The organism is Metabacillus mangrovi, from assembly GCF_009711125.1.
GTDB lineage: Bacteria > Bacillota > Bacilli > Bacillales > Bacillaceae > Metabacillus_B > Metabacillus_B mangrovi.
In genome coordinates this window covers 43,451-61,237 of sequence record NZ_WMIB01000002.1, presented here as the reverse complement: position 1 = coordinate 61,237, position 17,787 = coordinate 43,451, and the positions used below count along the sequence as shown (strand labels likewise).

Genomic DNA, 17,787 nt, shown 5'->3' with positions numbered 1-17,787 from the left:
ATTTTTAAAAAAATTACGTTATAATTTGACAACCTTATGTTGATTGTTAAAGGAATATGACAAACGGGATAGTTTTACAGGAAAGCTTCCGCCAAATTTGTTTAAATAATAAAAAATGTTCCAGGTTCTCTCCTGAAAACCGCCTTCAGGCTTCAAAAAGAGCTCTGCTCTGTCAAATTTCGATAACACGGCATGATGCTTTCGCTCGATATTTTTTTCAGTTTCTCTTTTTAAGAGGTCCAATTGCCTAAGGATGAATTGAAGGTTTTTGTCGGTATAACTCTTCATTCCAGGGAACTCGCTTACCACTTTTTCACTCAGGGTTTTATGGATTCTCTCCATATCAGCAGCCGAGCCGGCTTCAAGGGCGTTTATATCGAGTCCTCTGTTCTGCTCCAGCCATTCTGCCTTCATAGCGCCCAAGTCTCCGGATAAAGCCTGATCCAAATCAAGATTCAAGTCAGCAAGATCCGCTTCGACCGCCCTTTCCAAAATCGTAATATTGAGTCTCGGGACCACAACAGGCATTTTAATGCCCATCACTTCGAATACCTTTTTCAACTCAGCCCAATATGCAAGCTCACCGGGACCCGCGATAAACCCTAGAACAGGCAGCATGAGCTCCTGCATGACAGGCCTTGTCACGACATTGTTGCTGAATTTACAGGGGAACGTTCTCAGTTCGTTCAGGAGCTCTTCTTCTGTAAAGGAAAGGCTTCCTTCTTTATCCGTGAACCTTCCACCCTCATCCCGGTAAAGAAGGAGACGCTGATGGCCGCTTTCAAAAAAGAGGTGCGCACTGCCGGGTGCTGAATCGATAATCGGGTTGAACCCACTGTCCGTTAGTACCTTTTGCTGATCGGTTACGGCATCGGATATTTCTTTGTTCAAGCGGATCAGTTTGGTAAAGTGCTCTGTTTCCATCTCTCGCAGCCCTGCGTCTGCAGACTGGATAAGGACCAGACCTTCTGAACCGAACATATCCATAACGAGCCATTCAAAGAATTCTGTATAAGTTGCCGACTGATCGATCATATGTGTGAGCTTCTTCAGGAGGCCCTTCGTATAGGAAGTTTCACCAAATTCACGAAGGATATCGACGGCCCAGTCTTTACAGGCTTCACGGTCGAGCTCGATTGCTGCAGCAGGCCGTTTTTCCAGTATCCGCTGTCCGATCGTTTTCTTCTTCATCTTGCCCGCATGGTTCACAAAAACGTGGTTGATCTCTTCAAAGTCGTGATCCTCACCGGCGATCCAGAACATTGGGATGACAGGCTTGCCGAGCTCCTGCTCCTGCTCTTTGGCAAGAGCAAGGATGGAGATGATTTTATGTATGGTATAAAGAGGACCTGTCAGCAGCCCCGCTTGCTGCCCTCCGATCACTACCGTGCTGCCGTCTTCCTGAAGCCGGTCAATATTGTCCATGACAGCAGGTGCCCTGAACTTCTCGTTATAGCTTTTCAGATAACGGCATAATCCGGTTCTGTCAAAGGAGCGGGACATAATTTCCTGCTGCCTTTTCTGATAAACATCTTCCTGATGGAAGTCATAATCAAAGTATGTATGAGAATCCAGTGAATTACCGGTAAGCTTACTGACAAACGGATTTGCCGATGGCAGGGAGAACTCGTATATCTCCATGATGTACTTCCTTTCTCGGTTAAAAATGCATTCCGAGAAAAAGTATAGCACTTCTTCACCGCTTTGTTAAAAAATACGTTTCCAGTTCACGAAAACTCTTTTGCGATGCTCAAGAATGCACCGTATAAAAACAAAACCGATGATGCCGCAAAGTATGCCATAAAAGACAGTCTCCACATCTTCTTAAAAGCGGCCCGAGGCCTCTTCCAGCGGGTCTTCCAGTAAAACAGGACAAAGACTCCGGTCCATGCAGCAGCGCTCCAAAACAGATAAATGGAAGGCAGAGGATTCCATAAAGTCATGATTTTTATGTATACGGAAAAAAAGAAAATCATTACACTTGCATCTGCTGCGGCGAGCACCGCCCGTTTCCCTTTCCCTGAAATGGCTTTAAATGCAAAAACAAGGAGTATAAAACAGACAGCCGGCACGATCGCTGCCGCTCCCATTAGAAATGTCAGTATTCCCATCAAGCCTTTCCCCTCCGTCTGCAGTCTCTCTCCAGCCCTTTAATTGCTTCATATAGAAAAGCCGTCACAGGTAAATACATTCCTTTTTCGTCTGCCTGACCCAGTAAATAGCCGGTCATGGAGTCAATCTCCGTGTTCCGGCCATTGTGAAGATCCTGCAGCATGGAAGACGTATTGAGCGCCGTATTGGAACAGATCTCCTGTACCTTCTTCCAGTGTGCATGCTCATCCTCAAGGTCCAGAACCGGGAAGACTTCTTCAAAAACCTGTTTTAGCATCGTAAAGTACCTTGGGTTCTCCACTAATTCCCCATTCTTCACGTTCAGCAGCCCCGTCAGCGGATTAATGCATGCGTTGACCAGCAGTTTCTGAGCAAGAACAGGATACCAGTCATTTTGAAAGACGAATGGAAAATCTCCGGAATCCAGCATTTGAATCAAACGGCTGTTCATCCCTTCCGGAAAAGGAGCATATACGGTTTGGCCGATGCCATTCAGCCGGATTTCCCGCAGCGATTCTCTGGAAACCCCATGGCTGACCGTACCGGTATAGATGCTGTGGCCAGTGAGCTGATCCAGAGCATTGACATGGCTCATCCCATTTTGCAGAAACAGCAGAGTCCGGCCCCGGAGGCTTGCAAGCACCGATAACACAGGTTCCAGCTGAAATTGCTTTACAGTGATGATCAGAAGCTCCTCTTTGTACTCCCTTTGAGCAGATGCTTGAAAACGATGAATACCCGGCACTCCCTCTTTTAGCAGCGCCGCTCCCTTTTCATTGATTTCAGCGGCTTGTTCCTCTGTATTTGTATAGAGCGTAATCTTGTGGCGCCGGCTCAAAAAAGCAGCATAAAGCAGCCCCATCGCCCCTCCTCCGATTATTCCAGCTTCCAATCGACACAGCCCCTTTCACTTCCTTTATCATACCAAATTTTTCGTGGCAAAAACGCGGCAATCCGTACAAAAAAAACTCCCTCCGCAGCAGACCGCGGAAGGAGTCTTTTTCTTTTACACAGGATATACAGGGTGCTTCTTAAAAGGAAGCGGCTGATTCTTCGTCTCGTATTGACCAAAACGTGAGATCAGCTCATCCCTCAGCTCATCGGCACCGACAATATGGTCGATGATCATCTCTGAAGCCAGCTTATAAATATCGATTGATTCTTTGTATTCCCGCTGCTTCTCCATCACATACTGCATTCGTTCTTTAGGGTCTTGAATCTCATTGATCTTATTAGAATAGACGGCATTAACAGCTGCTTCTGGCCCCATAACAGCAATTTGCGCTGATGGGAGCGCAATGCAGCAATCCGGTTCGAACGCAGGGCCTGACATGGCATAGAGACCGGCACCGTATGCCTTCCTTATAATCACCGAGATTTTCGGAACGGTAGCAGAGCTCATCGCAGCAATCATTTTGGCACCGTGCCGGATAATTCCTGCACGCTCCACCTTCGTTCCGATCATAAAGCCGGGCACATCAGCTAGGAATAGCAGAGGGATGTGAAAAGCGTCGCACAGCGCACAGAACTTTGCTGCTTTATCGGCTGAATCCACAAATAACACACCGCCCTTTACCCGGGGCTGATTCGCCACGATTCCGACCGTTCTGCCTCCGATCCTCGCGAGTCCGGTGATCAGTTCCTGGGCGAACAGCTTCTTGATTTCGAAAAAGCTGCCTTCATCAATCAGAGCAGAGATTGCTTCATACATATCAAATGGCGCGTTCTGATTCTCCGGTACAATTTCAGACAGTCTTTTTCCGGCTGCAGGTGAAACCGGATCTGCTGCTCCCGGCTTGCCCTGGCAGCTTGCAGGAAAGTAAGTCAAATACGTCCGCGCTTCGGCAATTGCCTCTTCTTCAGACGAAACAAGCAGATCTCCGCAGCCGCTGATGCTGCAGTGCATTCTAGCTCCGCCCATTTCTTCGAGGGAGACCTTCTCGCCGATCACCTTCTCTGCCATTCTCGGTGAGCCGAGGTACATGGATGCGTTTCCATCGACCATTATGACGATATCACAGAAGGCAGGAATATACGCACCCCCTGCTGCAGATGGACCGAATAGAAGACATATTTGAGGAATCATCCCCGAAAGACGGACCTGGTTATGAAAAATCCGCCCGGCTCCTCTCCGGTTTGGGAACATGTCAAGCTGGTCAGTGATTCTGGCCCCCGCAGAATCCACGAGGTACAGCAGCGGCACCATCAGTTTTTCAGCCGTTTCCTGGATGCGAATGATTTTCTCCACCGTCCGGGCACCCCATGAACCGGCTTTTATCGTTGAATCGTTCGCCATGACACATACAGTCTGTCCATGGACTTTTCCGATTGCTGTGACCACTCCGTCTGCCGGGAGATCTCCCGCGAGGTGGTTTGCAAACTTGCCGTCCTCTGAGTACTGTCCGTTATCAAAAAGCTGCTTAAGCCTGTCGCGGACAAACAGCTTCCCCTGCTGTCTGGCCTTCTCGTGGTATTTCTCATGTCCTCCGGCCTCAGCCTTTGACGCGTTTTCCCTCAAGCGCTCGTTCAGCTCCATCATTTTCATTCCTTACTCCCCCTCCAATATGACAAGGACATCTCCTTCGTTTACAAAATCCCCGATGCCTGCCTTCAGCTCTTTAACCGTTCCTGCATAAGGAGATTCAATCGGAATTTCCATTTTCATGGACTCAAGCATCAGCAGATCCTGCCCCTGAGCTACGGGCTCTCCTTCCTTAGCCATTACGTTTAAAACTGTTCCCGCCATGCTTGACGTTACTTCTTTCATTCTCATTCATCCTTTATCCGGTTATTTTTGTCTTTTTCAAATAGGAGGTGGTATAGTTTCCGGAAAGAAATTCTTCCTCCTGCAGCATCCTTTCAAACAGCGGAAGGTTCGATTTTACACCCTCAATTCTCATTTCCCCCAGAATCTTCTCCGCTTTAGAAAGAGCCCGGGCACGATCTTCACCCGAAATGACAGCTTTTGAGATCAGCGGGTCGTAAAACGGGGTCACCTGATTTCCTTCTGAATACGTCCGGTCCATGATAAATCCCGGTGTTTCAGGATATGTAAAAACCTCCAAGGTACCAGGCGAAGGCATGAATTTCACCGGATCCTCCGCATAAATTCGAAATTCAAGCGCATGTCCGTTTTTTTGGATTTCCTCTTGCACAAGCGGCAGTTTTTCCCCTCTCGCTGCAAGAATCTGCCATTCCACAAGATCCAGCCCTGTGATCATCTCCGTAACCCGGTGTTCTACCTGAAGTCTTGTATTCATCTCCAGAAAGTAAAACTGCTCGTTTTCATCCATGATGAATTCCACCGTACCCGCATTTGTGTAGCCGACACTGCGGGCTGCACGGACAGCCGATTCACATATCCTTTGGCGTGCTTCTTCTGAAATGCTCGGAGAGGGTGCTTCCTCCAGCACTTTTTGATTTCTGCGCTGTACGGAGCATTCTCTTTCATATAAATGCACGATATTGCCGTGAGCATCTCCGAACACTTGAACCTCAATGTGCCTGGCTTCTGAAATATATTTTTCAAGAAATACTTCTTCATTTCCGAAATAAGCCTTCGCTCTCGCTTTTACAGAACCAAAATGCTTTTCAAGCTCCGCCTGCCCGAAGCAAAGCTGCATCCCGATGCCGCCCCCGCCCCCGCTTGCCTTCAGCATCACAGGATAGCCGATGCTCTCTGCTTTCTCTACAGCTGCCTGTATTTCCGCTAAGCCGTCCTCACTGCCGGGCACAACCGGGATGCCCGCATCCATCATGGTCTGGCGGGCAATCACCTTGTCCCCCATCTTTTCAATGATTTCTGAAGACGGTCCGATAAACACAAGACCCTTTTCCTCGGCTTTCCTTACAAAATCACTATTCTCGGAAAGAAAACCGTAGCCGGGATGAATGGCATCCGCCCCTTCATTTACGGCAAGTTCCAGAATAGCGTCTGCCTGCAGGTAGGATTTCCCCACCGGCGGCTCGCCGATCCGGAAAGAAAAATCAGCTTCATTAACGTAAGGCAGATCACGGTCAGCGTCTGAATAGATGGCGATCGTTTCTATCCCCATCTCCCTGCATGCACCAATCACCCTTGATGCAATTTCTCCCCTGTTCGCGATCAGAATCTTTTTCATTTACTCCCACCCCCTGAAATAAAGCACATCTTCAAGTTATATGTTTCTACAATACAATCAAAATTCCTTTATTTTTTTGTAAGCGTTTCCTAATGCTTTGTAGAACAGGACGGAATCGTGGTATACTTGCATTAGTCATTAAATTCTGAATTCAAGCGGCACCAGGGAGGAATAGTCATGCATAAGGTGGAACGCCTTCTCATTAATTACAAAACACTGGAAGAGTTTAAAAGATTTAAAGAATACGGGCTGCAGGAGCTCTCTATGCTTGAGGAACTGGAAGGAAACATTATTGAAAACGACAGTGATTCTCCATTTTACGGAATCTATTTCGGGGAAAAACTCGTGGCCAGGATGAGCCTCTATAAAGTCGATAAAAAATTCGATCAGTACTTCTCCCCGCAGCAGGACTACCTTGAGCTGTGGAAGCTCGAAGTGCTGCCTGATTACCAGCGGGAAGGCTACGGAAAATCTTTGGTTGAATTTGCAAAGACCTTTAAACTGCCAATCAAAACAAATCCGAGAGTCAAATCTTCCGACTTCTGGAGCAGGATGGGATTTGAAGCAGTCAAGTATGATATGGAGCGCGATAAAGGGGAAAATCCGCTTCTCTGGTCACCCGAGGCAGCCACACGTTCATCTGAATCAGCTTAAAGCAAAAGACCGCTCACCGATGAGCGGTCTTTTCCTATTTTTCAACTCTCTCGAGATTACCGTTGCGGTCCATCTGAAACTTCACTTTGCGGTTACGTTCACCTTCTTGCGATATAGCCATTTTCCTCGCCCGGTCCATAATTTCGATAAGTGACTGGTAATCCTCTTCGACAAGCTGCAGCTGGTTCTGAAGCAGATCCCTCTCTTTTTCAAGAGAAACAACGCGGAGCTCGAGACTTTGCACTTGCTCGGAAAGCCCTTCGTTTGCCTTTCTCAAGGCGGCGGCATCTTCTGCTCCTTCATAGCCTTCAAGGAATCTTACAACTTCTTTAATGGTCAGCTGCTTGCCTTTTTCCGGCTCGGCAGCTGCCTGTTTTTCTTCTTTAAAGCTTTCCGTTCTCGACCTTGATTCTTTTCTGTGTTTCTTGGCGAGATCAATTCCCGATTTATACTGCTTTCTCACATAGGAATTCCATCTGAATCCGCAAGCTGCAGCAGTTCTTGAAAGATGCCTCCCCACTTCTTCAAATGCGGCAAGCTGTGTGCCACCCTCTCTTATATGGCGGAGCACTACCTCCGCAAGCAGCAGATCTTCATCCTGCGACCATGCATCCTGTCTCACAGCAGTCAATCCAATCCCTCCCTTTATCTTTTTTAAAAGCATATGCGGGTGATAGATTTGATAGACTATGCTGCCTGAAAATAATGGCATGGCCTTCTGCAGGCTCTACTTTGTACTAGATTCCTTTTTGCGGTTTATGAACGTTTGGACTGCCTGATGATGTTCTTCCTTCTCCCAGAGGCGCGCGCACTGACGGATCTCTTCCTCCATCCGCTCCCGCAATCCGCTCCCGGCAAGCTTTCTGATCCATACGCTTTTATACGCCCGGGTGACAGATGGGTTTTCCGCCAGCTGTTCTTTTATGATTCTCACGGCTTCCTCTTTAAAAAAAGGAGCAGGGAGAATTTCATCCACCAGGCCAAGATCCTTACATGCTTCTGCAGGATACCTGGCGGCAGAGCATAGAACTTTCAGCGCATTTTGCGGCAGCGTCCTCTCCATCAGCAGGGCACCGCCGCCCCAGCCCGTTGTGATCGAAAGGGACCCTTGAATAAACCCAAGCTGCACTCCCTCCTTGGCTATTCTTCTGTCAGCAGCCATGGCAAGCTCACAGCCTCCCCCGATGGCCGTTCCATTTATCAGAGCAAACACAGGTGCCGGAAAAACGGAAAGCCGGTAGAGAATCTCCCCCATCCGGTGCAGCATTTCATATGATTCTTTTTCAGTCCTGAGGGAGTGAAAGGCTGTAAGATCACCGCCGGAACAAAAAGCCCGTTCGCCGCTTCCTGTTAGAATAAGCGCACGGACAGTCTCATCCGCTTCATACTTATCCAGGAAGGCCTCCAGTTCATCCATTACCTCAAAATTTACAGCATTCCGTTTTTCCGGCCGGTCAAGGCTGACGGTCACGATGCCGTCTCCTGCATTTTCAATCTGTACGTTTCTCCCCATCTCCATCCCCCCCTGGCTTGTTATACCAGCATTATAGCATGAAACGGATAGGAGACCTGAGAGGGCTTGAGGCGGAACCGCTGTATGTTCAAATCTGTAAGATGGCGGTTTCTGCTGCTTTTTGCCGGTAAATCGCTATTCGACAAGATAAGTGACGCAATCGACAGGATAGATGACGTTCTCGACAAATTAAATGCCACAGCCGACAATATGGCTTACGTTCTCGACAAAATGACGCGATCCCTTCCGCTGCAGGCAAACGGGAGTTAGAACAGGGCTGCCATGTCCCCCTGTTCGGGCGCAATAAAAAAACCCGCCTGAGCGGAAAGCTTCAGGCAGGTCCGTTGTTCTTATTTTTCTACTACTTCTTTTCCTTTGTATGTTCCGCATGCTTTGCAGACACGGTGAGACAATTTCATATCACCGCAGTTAGGGCATTCTACCATACCAGGCACTTGCAATTTGAAGTGTGTACGACGCAATCTTTTTCTTGTTTTAGAAGTTCTTCTAAAAGGTACAGCCATTCTTCCCACCTCCTTAAAGAGTGTTAAACTTACATGTACTGGATGAAGACGGCATGAATCCGATCATCTTATTTAAAGCTAAAATCAGCTTTAGCTTTCATTGCGGTTATCGAAGAATTTAGCGAGTCCTGCCATTCTTGGATCCACTTTGTCTTTGTTTTCCTCTTCAGAAACAACCTTCCAGTCTTTCCCTTCCTGAGGAGCGGCTCCTTCTTCGTTAACGCTGTCGCTGAAGACCTGCATTGGAATCTCCAGGAGAATCAGTTCTTTAATTGCCGGGATCAGGTTGACCTCGTCGCTTTCAAGAGTATGAATTTCTCCTTCAAGTTCTTCATCATAGTCTGTCGGTTTCAATAGGTATACTTCAGTTGTTTCAATATGGTAAGGGAACGGAACATCCACAAGCGTTCTGGCACAGGGAAGAATCAATTCTCCGCTAACCGTCAGCTGGAATGTCACTTTATCGGACTGGATGGCTGCTCTTCCTTCTACATGGACAGGCGAGAGATCCCTGATGTCCTTATGCTCGTCTTTAAGCTCGGGCAGTTCAAGGGTTTCATCCAATTCCAATCCCTTGCTTTGATATTGATATAACTGGTTGATTAACCATTTCATTCGTATCACCTCAAGGCAACAAAAGTAATTATAGCTTTCACTAATCCATTTGTCAATATTTTTTCTTTACACTATAATATAGGCAAAGAAGCCATCTAATCATACATATCAGACAGTAATATGCATTATATCATAAACAGGCAAAGCAGAGGGAAGAACATTTCACCTTATTTTCACTCTATCATGATGATCTGCAAAATCAAAACAAAGGAGATTGTCTGCTTGACTATTTTAGGAGTTGTGACAGAGTATAACCCTTTTCATAACGGCCATCTGCACCATCTGGAGGAATCCAGAAAAAAAGCGAAGGCGGATTTGACGATCGCCGTCATGAGCGGGACCTTTCTGCAAAGAGGTGAGCCCGCCCTAATGCCAAAGTGGGAACGCGCAAGGATGGCTCTCGCGGCCGGTGCAGACCTGGTCGCCGAGCTCCCATACGCTTTTTCCTCTCAGAAAGCGAGTACGTTTGCCAATGGAGCCGTCTCCATCCTGGAAGCGCTCGGGGCAGACTATTTATGTTTTGGAAGCGAGGATGGAGAAATTGCCCCATTCCTCCGTACAGCGGAGCAGCTGAAGAAGCATGAGGAAGCATACAGCCAACGGATAAAAGAGTGGATGAAAGAAGGTATGAGCTATCCCAGGGCGCTCTCCCTCGCATTCAAAGAAGTAAGCGGGGAGGGAGACGGCGGACTTGCTGATTTGTCCAAGCCCAATAACATCCTCGGTTTTCAGTATATAAGCTCAATCTGTGAGCAGGAAAGCCGGATGGTTCCCCTGACAATTAAACGAACAGCTGCCGGGTACCATGATACCGAGCTTCCTTCAGGCCGGATTGCCAGTGCGACGAGCCTCAGAAAATCGATATTCAGCGGGGATGGCCTGACCGGTATTCACTCCTATGTGCCGCCCGGTGTATATGGCATCATGCAGGACTGGGTTCAAAGCGGCCTTCCCTTGATGAACTGGGATCGGTTCTTCTCCTCTCTTCAATATACGGTCCTGTCTATGACAGCCGATGAACTATCCATGATTTATGAAGTGGAGGAAGGTCTGGAAAACCGAATACGAACTTCCATTAGAGGGGCATCCTCTTTTCAGGAATTTATGGAGCGCCTTAAAACAAAAAGATATACGTGGACAAGACTTCAAAGAATGTGCGTGCACGTGCTCACGCGTACCACCAAGCAGGAAATGCAGGAGGCCGTCAACCGGGAACGCGCTCCTTATATACGCATCCTCGGGATGAATGAAGCCGGGCAGCGTCATTTGGCAGCCATAAAAAAAACATCCACGCTGCCCTTGGTTGTGAACCCCCGCTCCTTTAACCATCCGGCACTCACACTTGATTTGAGAGCAGCCGACATTTACGCCATGGGCTTTCCGGGAAGCCTGCGGCCGGAACGTCTCCGGGCGGAATATGCTACACCGCCGGTAAGAATTTGATACATAAAAAACAGCGGAAGGCATCCGCTGTTTTTTATTTTGCTTTTAATTTTTCAAGATAGGTGATCGCATCGCTGAACTCGTCAACGGGAACAATCTTCATACTCGTATCGATATCTTTCGCGGTTTTTACTGCTTCCTGATAGTTGGAGCCCTTTCTTCCCCCCTCGTTCGGTGCAAAGAAAAGATCGGCTCCCGATTGATCTGCTGCTACGATTTTCTGAGAGATTCCGCCAATCGGTCCTACCTTGCCGTCCTCAGCGATTGTTCCTGTACCTGCAATCTTATAGCCTTTTGTGAAGTCTTTTTCTGTCAGCTGATCAAAGATTTCCAGCGTCATCATCAAGCCTGCTGATGGTCCGCCGATATCTTCGGTGTCCAATTCGATTTTCGGGGTGACCGTTACTTCACGGTCTGTCATCAGCGTGACCCCAATTCCGGCTTTTTTGCCGCCGCTCGTCATATCAGAAGGGAAGGCAGCAATTTTCAGATTAGCGTTTTTCCTGCTCCCATTCCGTTCATAGGAAACCGTGACTGAATCCCCTTCCTTTTTCCCGCTTACATAGCTGACAAATTCTTCTGAGCTTTTCAGCTGTTTCCCATCTGCCTCATAAACCCGGTCACCGGGTTTTAAAACTTTGGCAGCAGGCATCTCTTTGATGACCGAATTAACATAAACACCGTTAAACTCGCTTTTCACACTTTTTCCAGCAGTTTTATAGGCGAGGATCAGTGCGGATTCCTGGGAACCCTCCATTAGTTTAAGCTGCCGGTTCAAATACTCTTCGTCTGATTCTTCAGGTGCCTTTACCTGATTCATGGGCAGGATTTCTGCATACTGATCAGCCTGGGCGAACAAATAACCGAAAATGCTTGCCCTCCCGATACTGACCGTTGTCAATGAGAAGCTTCCTTTTGAATCGTAGCCGCCTTCTACTTTTATAATAGGTTCAAGCTCAGAGGCATTTCCCGGCTTGGTGATGTAGAAAGGCAATTTTATGTAAGAGAGGGCCAGTGCGAGAATGATGCCGATCACAAACGCCCGGATAACTCCTTTACGCTTATTTCTCATCATGCGACTCCTTCCATTTATCGATCAATTCGTGAATAGCAGGGAGATGCCGGCGCGCTTCCGCTTCGCCGCTTGCGATAATCTCCTGAATGTTTGTAAATGCACGGCTCGAAAACTTTTCCACTTGAGGCCGCATCATGAGGTCTGATGCAGCAGCGCGGTGGCGGACCAGCTCTTCCTGCATGATATCAAGACTTTGCAGGATCACATCAAATATGGATGTGATGGCGGCCTGTCTTTTAACGACAGATACATCGACAGATAAAACAAGGTCTGCACCCATGTCTCTCGCGACCGACACCGGCACACGGTCAGCTACCCCACCGTCAACCAGAACCCGGCCGCCGATGATCTCCGGAACGAAAATACCGGGAATGGCAATACTCGCCCTCACCGCTTCTGCAACCGGTCCCTTTGTAAAGATCACTTTCTCTCCCTTGCTCAGATCGGTCGCTACAACAGCGAGCGGAATCTTTAAATCTTCAATATTATATCCTTTTGTAAAAGCCCGTATCAATCCTTTTACCTTTTCACCTGCAATGAAGCCCATTTTCGGTATGGTCAAATCGAGGTAATAATTCCTTTTAAACGCTGCAGCGATCTGGTAAAGCATCTTAATATCGAGACCTGCTGCGTAAAAGCTGCCGACAAGTGCACCCATGCTGCTGCCGGCAATCATATGAACAGGTATGCCTTCTTCCTCCAAAATTTTTAATACACCAAGATGCGCGAAGCCCCTTGCACCTCCGGATCCAAGCGCCAGTCCGATTTTAGGTTCGGTCATCACCATGCCCCTCCCTTAACGTGCTTTAGGCTGTTAGTGAATCTTATGGTCTAAAATGGACGGCTATTCTCGTATATTAAGGTATTGAAGGTACATGCCTTCCAACTATTTTACATGACCATGAATGGAAAGTATAGGATTCTATAGAGGGGGTATGCTGCCTGAGCCGGGAAAAATGGAACACACTTCTGATTGCCGGATTTATGATGACTCTGACAGCTTCCATCATCCTGCATCCAAAAGCCTCTCTCGAAGCGTCTCAGGCAGGTTTGGATGTATGGTGGAGTATCGTCTTCCCTTCACTGCTTCCTTTCTTCATTGTATCTGAACTGCTGGTCGGGTTCGGTATCGTCCGATTCGCCGGAGTCATGCTTGAACCTGTTATGAGGCCTTTGTTCAAGGTGCCGGGAGCAGGCGGATTTGTATGGGCAATGGGCATCGCATCAGGGTTTCCCGCAGGAGCAAAGCTTACAGCGATGCTCCGGAAGGAAAATCAGCTGACTGCGATTGAAGCAGAAAGACTCGTCTCATTTACGAATTGCTCAAATCCGCTTTTTATCTTTGCAGCCGTTTCCGTCGGTTTTTTCAATAATCCTTTGCTGGGTCTTTTGCTGGCGGCCTCCCATTACTTGTCCAATCTGGCAGTCGGGGTCGCGATGAGGTTTCACGGCCGCCGTGACGATGAGCGGATGTACAGGGGGAAAAAACATTCTTTTCCTTCTTTGCGTGAAGCATTCGAGGCATTGCATGCAACGAGATTAGAAAATAAAAAACCAGTCGGAAAAATGCTGGGAGATGCTGTTCTTGGATCTGTACAGACCCTGCTCGTCATTGGAGGATTCATCATCCTTTTCTCTGTCTTGAACAGGATCCTTGATTTGTCAGGGGTTCTCGGCGGAGCAGCAGAAGTTTTGAACATTCTCTTCGTTCAGCTGCACCTGCCAGCGGAATTAACAAAGCCTCTTCTTGCCGGGCTGTTTGAAATCACACAAGGCACCATGCAGGCCGGCAAAGCAGATGCACCCCTTATTTATCAGGCTGTAATCGCAAGCTTTATTCTTGGATTCAGCGGATTGTCTGTGCAGGCACAGGTTGCGAGCATTCTCGCTGATACGGACATCCGGTTTCTTCCATTCTTTCTTGCCCGGGTGCTGCAGGGCTTCACGGCCGCTTTATTGACCTGGCTCCTGTTTAAGCCGTTCTATTTGAACCGCGGAGGTGCAGCGGAGGCTTATTTGCCCGCTGAAGGCAGTACAGCTGCAGACTGGGGGGGAATAATCACAGAAGCAGGGCCTGTCATCACTCTGTTTTTTCTCCTGCTGTATACGTGGCTGTACTGGCGCAGATCCGCCATTTATAAATAAAAGAGCAGAGATTACTCTCTGCTCTCATTCATATGGCTGAATTTTTCTTTTAAAGCCTTCTCTACACACGGAGGAACAAGTTCGGAAATATCCCCGCTGTATTTTGCCACTTCTTTTACGATGCTGGAACTTAAAAACGAGTACTGGTTATTCGTCATCATGAAAAAGGTTTCAATTTTATCATCCAGCACCCTGTTCATCGAAGTGATCTGCATCTCATACTCAAAATCAGATACGGCCCGGAGTCCCCTCAGGATCGCATTTGCATTTTTGCTTCTGGCATAATCGATTAATAGTCCTTTGGAGGATTCCACTACTACATTCGGAATGTCCTTCGTCACTTCTTTAAGCAGGTCACATCTTTCTTCAACAGTAAAAAGAGGATTTTTTGAAGAATTGTTCAATACGCATATGTACACCGTATCAAAGATCTTAGCCCCTCTCCGGATGATATCCAAATGCCCGAGTGTGACCGGGTCAAAGCTTCCTGAACAAACTGCTGTGCTTGCCATTAATTCTCCCCCATTCTCCCGCTGCCGAAAAGATAAATGCTTACAGCTGCTGCACCGTATGTCTCATGCTTGATGAGTCTGCATCCGCCGATCTCATCCGGCAGGCTGACCTCTGTTCCGTGTTCAGCTACGATATAGCCCCCATCATCTACTAGCTTCATCTCACTTATATAATTTATAAGCGCTTTCAATTTTTGTTGCTTATACGGCGGATCCAAAAACACCAGCTGAAAACGCAGGTCTCTTTTAAGGATTGCTTTCAGCGCACGTTCTGCGTCGTTCCGGTATACTTCCGCCTGATCTTTTAAACGGCAAGCCTCCAGGTTAAGATGGATGGTCTGAACAGCTTTTTGTTCCCTGTCAACAAAAATACAGGAATCTGCCCCTCTGCTCAGTGCCTCAATCCCAAGCCCTCCGCTCCCTCCAAATAGATCAAGCGCGCGTCCGCCATCAAAATAAGGACCGATCATGTTAAATATCGCTTCTTTCACCTTATCGGTTGTCGGTCTTGTGGAAGAGCCGGGAACTGCCTTCAAGGGTCTCCCTTTTAATGAACCTGATACTACTCTCATTTTTATTCACCACAGCTTTACAAATTTCCTGTTTTTCCGCAACCAATCGTATCATAAATAAGACATCCGGGAAAGCAGGTTTTCCATCTCCTCAAAACCCGGCTTCTGTCATAGAGGGGCATACTAAAGCAAAAAAAGCCCTGCAGCACAGGCTGCAGGGTCCTTCCAAGCCGTCCGGCCAGAAGGAAAAGGGAGAGGAGAAACCGGAGGAAGAACTTATGGGGAAACGTAAGTCTTCTCCGCGGTTGGCAACAACATCATGAACGAGATGCTGTCTAAGGCTAGTATGAACCCCGTCCCGGAAAAGTATACATCCTTTTTATACTTGGCAGAATTTTATCTGCCATGCTACATTTGATTTAAGACTTTTTTTAAAGGAGAACCTTTTATGATACAGCGTTTTATTGAACTTGGCCAAGGATATTCAGACCTTTATGAACTTCTGGAGCTGATTCAGTCCCAGCACGGGCGCATCCAGTCTCTGCTCGTTCTTCACAGTGAATCAGGGGGCAGAAAAACAGTTTCTGCAGCGGTCATCATGAAACCGACAGATCCGGGAAATTTTCAGGCCATCTATATTTGCAGGGAAGGAATATCCGATCCTGCCGAATCCAGCAGCAAAAGGTATGAGCTCTTTATGGATTCAGCAGAAAAAGCCGGAAAGAAAGTATACCGACTCGAAGTTAAGCCTTCTTCGGCGTTTCATGAAATCACTTTGTACTATCAATATGTGACCGGAATTCTCAGACTGAACCATATCCTCCCGCCGCTTGGGTAAGGATTCCGTCTGGATTTAAAAAAACGCAGTCCCCGGTAAGGAGGCTGCGTCTGTTATAATCCCATTTTATAATCGTACTCTTTTGCTTTGTCCTGTTTTTTCTCAAATTCAAGTTTTAAAAACGGTTTGTAGGAAGGTTCAACATGCTTAACAAAAGAGTAAGAGGCAATTTTCTCCTGCAGCGCTCCGTTTTGCTCCATATCACAGTACAGGACTACATATTTAAGTTTTCTGGAAATATAATGGACGTTTCCAAACCGCCTGAGCATTTTCACCTGCTTCAGCGAATGCATCCATACAATCAGTCCCTGCCTTTTTCCATCCATTTCATCTCACCCTTTTCCACATATCCAAATTGAGTTTATCAAAGTTTGGAACGTTTAACAATATCCATATGAGGGGGGCGTTCATTTGCCTGGGGAACTGGACGCGATCTGGGAAGTGTTCTTATCGGAATTAGCGGCGTCTTCAAAAACAGCGGATGTGCAGAAAAAAATGATAGCAGGTATTCCTTTTCTTTATATAAAAGATGATCATCTATTGAGCCTGGAGCCGGCAGAAGACCTGATTTCTCAAGCAGCGCGAAAAGCAATGCTCTACAAGAAAGTTTCATGCAAAACCGTTTTTGTGCGGAAAGAAAACAGCATGTGGATATTCCGCCACCGCTTCTATGTTCCGCAGGAAAAAATGTTCTGCTGCGGCAACCTTTGTGAGGACTGCATCTTGCTGAAACAGTAAAAAGAGACGGGTTGAACCGCCTCTTTTTTTACGATACCTTGCAGCCGCAGCCTCCGCCAGAACCGCAGCCTCCACCGCACGCGGAAAGACTGTCGAAAAACGGATTGCCTGTCGGGACCTTCACGTGTTCCGATACTGCCGTGCCAAGCTGGATGCTGATTTCATCGAGCAGACTTTGAAGCTCGGTCTCTGCGCGCCTGAAAGCTGCTACCTTCTCATTCAGGTCCAGCTCCCGCTTGACCTCCCGCATGCTGCGGGTGATCTGTTTATAGTCAGGATGATACTTTCCAAACCTTTGGACATCCTCATATATATCCTTCGTTTTCACGAATCTGCCGACAATTTCCTGTGCATCTCTATCAGTCTTTAGCTCATTGAGCCGCTGACGGTATTCTTCCGCCAGATCGGACTGCAGGATCATATCTGAGATCTGGTCAGCCTGATCCAGGATTTGCACGCTTTCCATTGTTGCGTAAACCAAAGACAGCACCTCCACTGTCATTCTACCACGATTCTCTTTTGAATAGAAAGCTTTGTTCCTGTCCGGTTCATCCGCCGGTCTTTACTGTCCAAATGTACGGCTTTCGCAGCGATTCGTCCTCTTTGTGCTTATGGACCGTCAATGCAAGCTCATGGTATCCTTTATCCAGCACCATAGAAAAGGCAGGAACAAACTGCCGCATCTCCGCTTTTCCGTCAACTGAAACCGTGATGTATAACTCTCCAGCTTTGATTTCTTTTTCATTTCTTCCAAATCTGCCTTCTCTGACAAAGCACTCAATATAAACTTTGTTTCCTTTTACAGTATGGTGTACAGAATAGCTGTTTCTTTCCTCGGCCTTCGCTTCGTTTACAGGGCCAAACCCTTCCGGCCTGGGTTTGTAGCCGCTGCAACCCGCTGCCAGTATCATCAGCACAGCAATGCTTAATACGATCCGCATGCGCCCACCTCTTTTTTACGTTTAGTGTAGGCCATTTTTAAAAA

At 47.4% G+C, this 17,787-nt stretch carries 23 protein-coding genes; 6 read left to right on the top strand and 17 right to left on the bottom strand.

The features are described 5' to 3' along the window. Positions 1-18 precede the first annotated feature (18 nt). From bshC to GKZ89_RS04320, 6 genes are all read right to left on the bottom strand, one after another. Complete coding sequence (gene bshC / locus GKZ89_RS04345; protein WP_155111176.1) at positions 19-1,641, bottom strand: bacillithiol biosynthesis cysteine-adding enzyme BshC; 1,623 nt, start codon at positions 1,639-1,641, stop codon at positions 19-21. Between the two features lie 86 nt (positions 1,642-1,727). Further along, positions 1,728-2,111 carry a DUF3397 family protein gene (locus tag GKZ89_RS04340; protein WP_155111175.1) on the bottom strand — a complete coding sequence of 128 codons (384 nt, stop codon included), beginning with the start codon at positions 2,109-2,111 and terminating at the stop codon, positions 1,728-1,730. Beyond that, positions 2,111-3,004, bottom strand: a complete 894-nt coding sequence (locus GKZ89_RS04335; protein ID WP_155111174.1) for a 2-dehydropantoate 2-reductase — start codon at positions 3,002-3,004, stop codon at positions 2,111-2,113. Before GKZ89_RS04335 ends, GKZ89_RS04340 begins: the two co-directional genes overlap by 1 nt. A gap of 114 nt (positions 3,005-3,118) precedes the next feature. After that, positions 3,119-4,657 (bottom strand): acyl-CoA carboxylase subunit beta, encoded by a 1,539-nt coding sequence (locus GKZ89_RS04330; protein ID WP_155111173.1) that lies wholly within the window; start codon positions 4,655-4,657, stop codon positions 3,119-3,121. Positions 4,658-4,660: 3 nt separating this feature from the next. Beyond that, positions 4,661-4,879 carry a biotin/lipoyl-containing protein gene (locus GKZ89_RS04325; RefSeq protein ID WP_155111172.1) on the bottom strand — a complete coding sequence of 73 codons (219 nt, stop codon included), beginning with the start codon at positions 4,877-4,879 and terminating at the stop codon, positions 4,661-4,663. A 13-nt stretch (positions 4,880-4,892) separates the two neighbouring features. Continuing rightward, positions 4,893-6,233 carry an acetyl-CoA carboxylase biotin carboxylase subunit gene (locus GKZ89_RS04320; protein WP_155111171.1) on the bottom strand — a complete coding sequence of 447 codons (1,341 nt, stop codon included), beginning with the start codon at positions 6,231-6,233 and terminating at the stop codon, positions 4,893-4,895. A 177-nt stretch (positions 6,234-6,410) separates the two neighbouring features. Between GKZ89_RS04320 and GKZ89_RS04315 the strand changes: the two genes are divergently transcribed. After that, positions 6,411-6,887, top strand: coding sequence for an N-acetyltransferase (locus GKZ89_RS04315; protein WP_155111170.1), 477 nt, complete (start codon positions 6,411-6,413; stop codon positions 6,885-6,887). A gap of 34 nt (positions 6,888-6,921) precedes the next feature. Here GKZ89_RS04315 and GKZ89_RS04310 read toward each other — a convergent pair whose 3' ends face one another. Beyond that, entirely contained in the window at positions 6,922-7,518 is a 597-nt protein-coding gene (locus tag GKZ89_RS04310) for an RsfA family transcriptional regulator (protein WP_155111169.1), read from the bottom strand. A 96-nt stretch (positions 7,519-7,614) separates the two neighbouring features. After that, positions 7,615-8,400 carry an enoyl-CoA hydratase/isomerase family protein gene (locus tag GKZ89_RS04305; RefSeq protein ID WP_155111168.1) on the bottom strand — a complete coding sequence of 262 codons (786 nt, stop codon included), beginning with the start codon at positions 8,398-8,400 and terminating at the stop codon, positions 7,615-7,617. 84 nt (positions 8,401-8,484) lie between these two features. On the opposite strand from GKZ89_RS04305, the gene GKZ89_RS04300 reads away from it, so the two are divergent. Continuing rightward, the gene (locus GKZ89_RS04300) at positions 8,485-8,670 is read left to right on the top strand and encodes a hypothetical protein (protein ID WP_155111167.1); all 186 of its coding nucleotides are present in this window, start codon (positions 8,485-8,487) and stop codon (positions 8,668-8,670) included. A gap of 80 nt (positions 8,671-8,750) precedes the next feature. Here GKZ89_RS04300 and rpmF read toward each other — a convergent pair whose 3' ends face one another. Next, positions 8,751-8,924: a 50S ribosomal protein L32 gene (gene rpmF / locus GKZ89_RS04295; RefSeq protein ID WP_123916290.1), complete on the bottom strand. Its 174-nt coding sequence runs from the start codon at positions 8,922-8,924 to the stop codon at positions 8,751-8,753. A 90-nt stretch (positions 8,925-9,014) separates the two neighbouring features. After that, complete coding sequence (locus GKZ89_RS04290) at positions 9,015-9,539, bottom strand: YceD family protein (RefSeq protein ID WP_155111166.1); 525 nt, start codon at positions 9,537-9,539, stop codon at positions 9,015-9,017. A gap of 222 nt (positions 9,540-9,761) precedes the next feature. Between GKZ89_RS04290 and GKZ89_RS04285 the strand changes: the two genes are divergently transcribed. Then, on the top strand, positions 9,762-10,982 hold the full coding sequence (locus tag GKZ89_RS04285; protein ID WP_155111165.1) for a nucleotidyltransferase: 1,221 nt from the start codon (positions 9,762-9,764) through the stop codon (positions 10,980-10,982). A gap of 34 nt (positions 10,983-11,016) precedes the next feature. Here the strand turns inward: GKZ89_RS04285 and GKZ89_RS04280 are convergent, their stop codons facing one another. Both GKZ89_RS04280 and GKZ89_RS04275 read right to left on the bottom strand, forming a co-directional pair. Then, positions 11,017-12,054 carry a SepM family pheromone-processing serine protease gene (locus tag GKZ89_RS04280; RefSeq protein WP_155111164.1) on the bottom strand — a complete coding sequence of 346 codons (1,038 nt, stop codon included), beginning with the start codon at positions 12,052-12,054 and terminating at the stop codon, positions 11,017-11,019. Continuing rightward, positions 12,044-12,838: a patatin-like phospholipase family protein gene (locus GKZ89_RS04275; RefSeq protein ID WP_155111163.1), complete on the bottom strand. Its 795-nt coding sequence runs from the start codon at positions 12,836-12,838 to the stop codon at positions 12,044-12,046. The genes GKZ89_RS04280 and GKZ89_RS04275 overlap by 11 nt, the downstream gene beginning before the upstream one ends. 161 nt (positions 12,839-12,999) lie before the next feature. Between GKZ89_RS04275 and ylbJ the strand changes: the two genes are divergently transcribed. Beyond that, positions 13,000-14,202, top strand: a complete 1,203-nt coding sequence (ylbJ, locus tag GKZ89_RS04270; RefSeq protein WP_155111162.1) for a sporulation integral membrane protein YlbJ — start codon at positions 13,000-13,002, stop codon at positions 14,200-14,202. Between the two features lie 11 nt (positions 14,203-14,213). On the opposite strand, the gene coaD is transcribed toward ylbJ, so the two are convergent. After that, positions 14,214-14,714, bottom strand: coding sequence for a pantetheine-phosphate adenylyltransferase (gene coaD, locus GKZ89_RS04265; protein WP_155111161.1), 501 nt, complete (start codon positions 14,712-14,714; stop codon positions 14,214-14,216). Continuing rightward, on the bottom strand, positions 14,714-15,286 hold the full coding sequence (rsmD, locus tag GKZ89_RS04260) for a 16S rRNA (guanine(966)-N(2))-methyltransferase RsmD (RefSeq protein WP_155111160.1): 573 nt from the start codon (positions 15,284-15,286) through the stop codon (positions 14,714-14,716). The genes coaD and rsmD overlap by 1 nt, the downstream gene beginning before the upstream one ends. A gap of 388 nt (positions 15,287-15,674) precedes the next feature. Between rsmD and GKZ89_RS04255 the strand changes: the two genes are divergently transcribed. Beyond that, on the top strand, positions 15,675-16,064 hold the full coding sequence (locus GKZ89_RS04255) for a DUF7147 family protein (protein ID WP_155111159.1): 390 nt from the start codon (positions 15,675-15,677) through the stop codon (positions 16,062-16,064). A 53-nt stretch (positions 16,065-16,117) separates the two neighbouring features. Here the strand turns inward: GKZ89_RS04255 and GKZ89_RS04250 are convergent, their stop codons facing one another. Further along, positions 16,118-16,390: a YlbG family protein gene (locus GKZ89_RS04250; RefSeq protein ID WP_155111158.1), complete on the bottom strand. Its 273-nt coding sequence runs from the start codon at positions 16,388-16,390 to the stop codon at positions 16,118-16,120. Between the two features lie 85 nt (positions 16,391-16,475). Between GKZ89_RS04250 and GKZ89_RS04245 the strand changes: the two genes are divergently transcribed. Further along, on the top strand, positions 16,476-16,802 hold the full coding sequence (locus GKZ89_RS04245; RefSeq protein WP_155111157.1) for a hypothetical protein: 327 nt from the start codon (positions 16,476-16,478) through the stop codon (positions 16,800-16,802). 28 nt (positions 16,803-16,830) lie between these two features. Here GKZ89_RS04245 and GKZ89_RS04240 read toward each other — a convergent pair whose 3' ends face one another. Then, positions 16,831-17,304, bottom strand: a complete 474-nt coding sequence (locus tag GKZ89_RS04240) for a YlbF/YmcA family competence regulator (RefSeq protein ID WP_155111156.1) — start codon at positions 17,302-17,304, stop codon at positions 16,831-16,833. A 46-nt stretch (positions 17,305-17,350) separates the two neighbouring features. Further along, positions 17,351-17,743, bottom strand: coding sequence for a hypothetical protein (locus tag GKZ89_RS04235; protein WP_155111155.1), 393 nt, complete (start codon positions 17,741-17,743; stop codon positions 17,351-17,353). Positions 17,744-17,787 lie beyond the last annotated feature (44 nt).

What these genes read in the sequence shown, in the direction of transcription:
- bshC (WP_155111176.1), bottom strand. Translation starts at nt 1,641, where the DNA reads ATGGAGATATACGAGTTCTCCCTGCCATCGGCAAATCCGTTTGTCAGT.
- GKZ89_RS04340 (WP_155111175.1), bottom strand. Translation starts at nt 2,111, where the DNA reads ATGGGAATACTGACATTTCTAATGGGAGCGGCAGCGATCGTGCCGGCT.
- GKZ89_RS04330 (WP_155111173.1), bottom strand. Translation starts at nt 4,657, where the DNA reads ATGAAAATGATGGAGCTGAACGAGCGCTTGAGGGAAAACGCGTCAAAG.
- GKZ89_RS04325 (WP_155111172.1), bottom strand. Translation starts at nt 4,879, where the DNA reads ATGAAAGAAGTAACGTCAAGCATGGCGGGAACAGTTTTAAACGTAATG.
- GKZ89_RS04320 (WP_155111171.1), bottom strand. Translation starts at nt 6,233, where the DNA reads ATGAAAAAGATTCTGATCGCGAACAGGGGAGAAATTGCATCAAGGGTG.
- GKZ89_RS04315 (WP_155111170.1), top strand. Translation starts at nt 6,411, where the DNA reads ATGCATAAGGTGGAACGCCTTCTCATTAATTACAAAACACTGGAAGAG.
- GKZ89_RS04305 (WP_155111168.1), bottom strand. Translation starts at nt 8,400, where the DNA reads ATGGGGAGAAACGTACAGATTGAAAATGCAGGAGACGGCATCGTGACC.
- GKZ89_RS04300 (WP_155111167.1), top strand. Translation starts at nt 8,485, where the DNA reads ATGTTCAAATCTGTAAGATGGCGGTTTCTGCTGCTTTTTGCCGGTAAA.
- rpmF (WP_123916290.1), bottom strand. Translation starts at nt 8,924, where the DNA reads ATGGCTGTACCTTTTAGAAGAACTTCTAAAACAAGAAAAAGATTGCGT.
- GKZ89_RS04290 (WP_155111166.1), bottom strand. Translation starts at nt 9,539, where the DNA reads ATGAAATGGTTAATCAACCAGTTATATCAATATCAAAGCAAGGGATTG.
- GKZ89_RS04280 (WP_155111164.1), bottom strand. Translation starts at nt 12,054, where the DNA reads ATGAGAAATAAGCGTAAAGGAGTTATCCGGGCGTTTGTGATCGGCATC.
- GKZ89_RS04275 (WP_155111163.1), bottom strand. Translation starts at nt 12,838, where the DNA reads ATGACCGAACCTAAAATCGGACTGGCGCTTGGATCCGGAGGTGCAAGG.
- coaD (WP_155111161.1), bottom strand. Translation starts at nt 14,714, where the DNA reads ATGGCAAGCACAGCAGTTTGTTCAGGAAGCTTTGACCCGGTCACACTC.
- rsmD (WP_155111160.1), bottom strand. Translation starts at nt 15,286, where the DNA reads ATGAGAGTAGTATCAGGTTCATTAAAAGGGAGACCCTTGAAGGCAGTT.
- GKZ89_RS04255 (WP_155111159.1), top strand. Translation starts at nt 15,675, where the DNA reads ATGATACAGCGTTTTATTGAACTTGGCCAAGGATATTCAGACCTTTAT.
- GKZ89_RS04250 (WP_155111158.1), bottom strand. Translation starts at nt 16,390, where the DNA reads ATGGATGGAAAAAGGCAGGGACTGATTGTATGGATGCATTCGCTGAAG.
- GKZ89_RS04240 (WP_155111156.1), bottom strand. Translation starts at nt 17,304, where the DNA reads ATGACAGTGGAGGTGCTGTCTTTGGTTTACGCAACAATGGAAAGCGTG.
- GKZ89_RS04235 (WP_155111155.1), bottom strand. Translation starts at nt 17,743, where the DNA reads ATGCGGATCGTATTAAGCATTGCTGTGCTGATGATACTGGCAGCGGGT.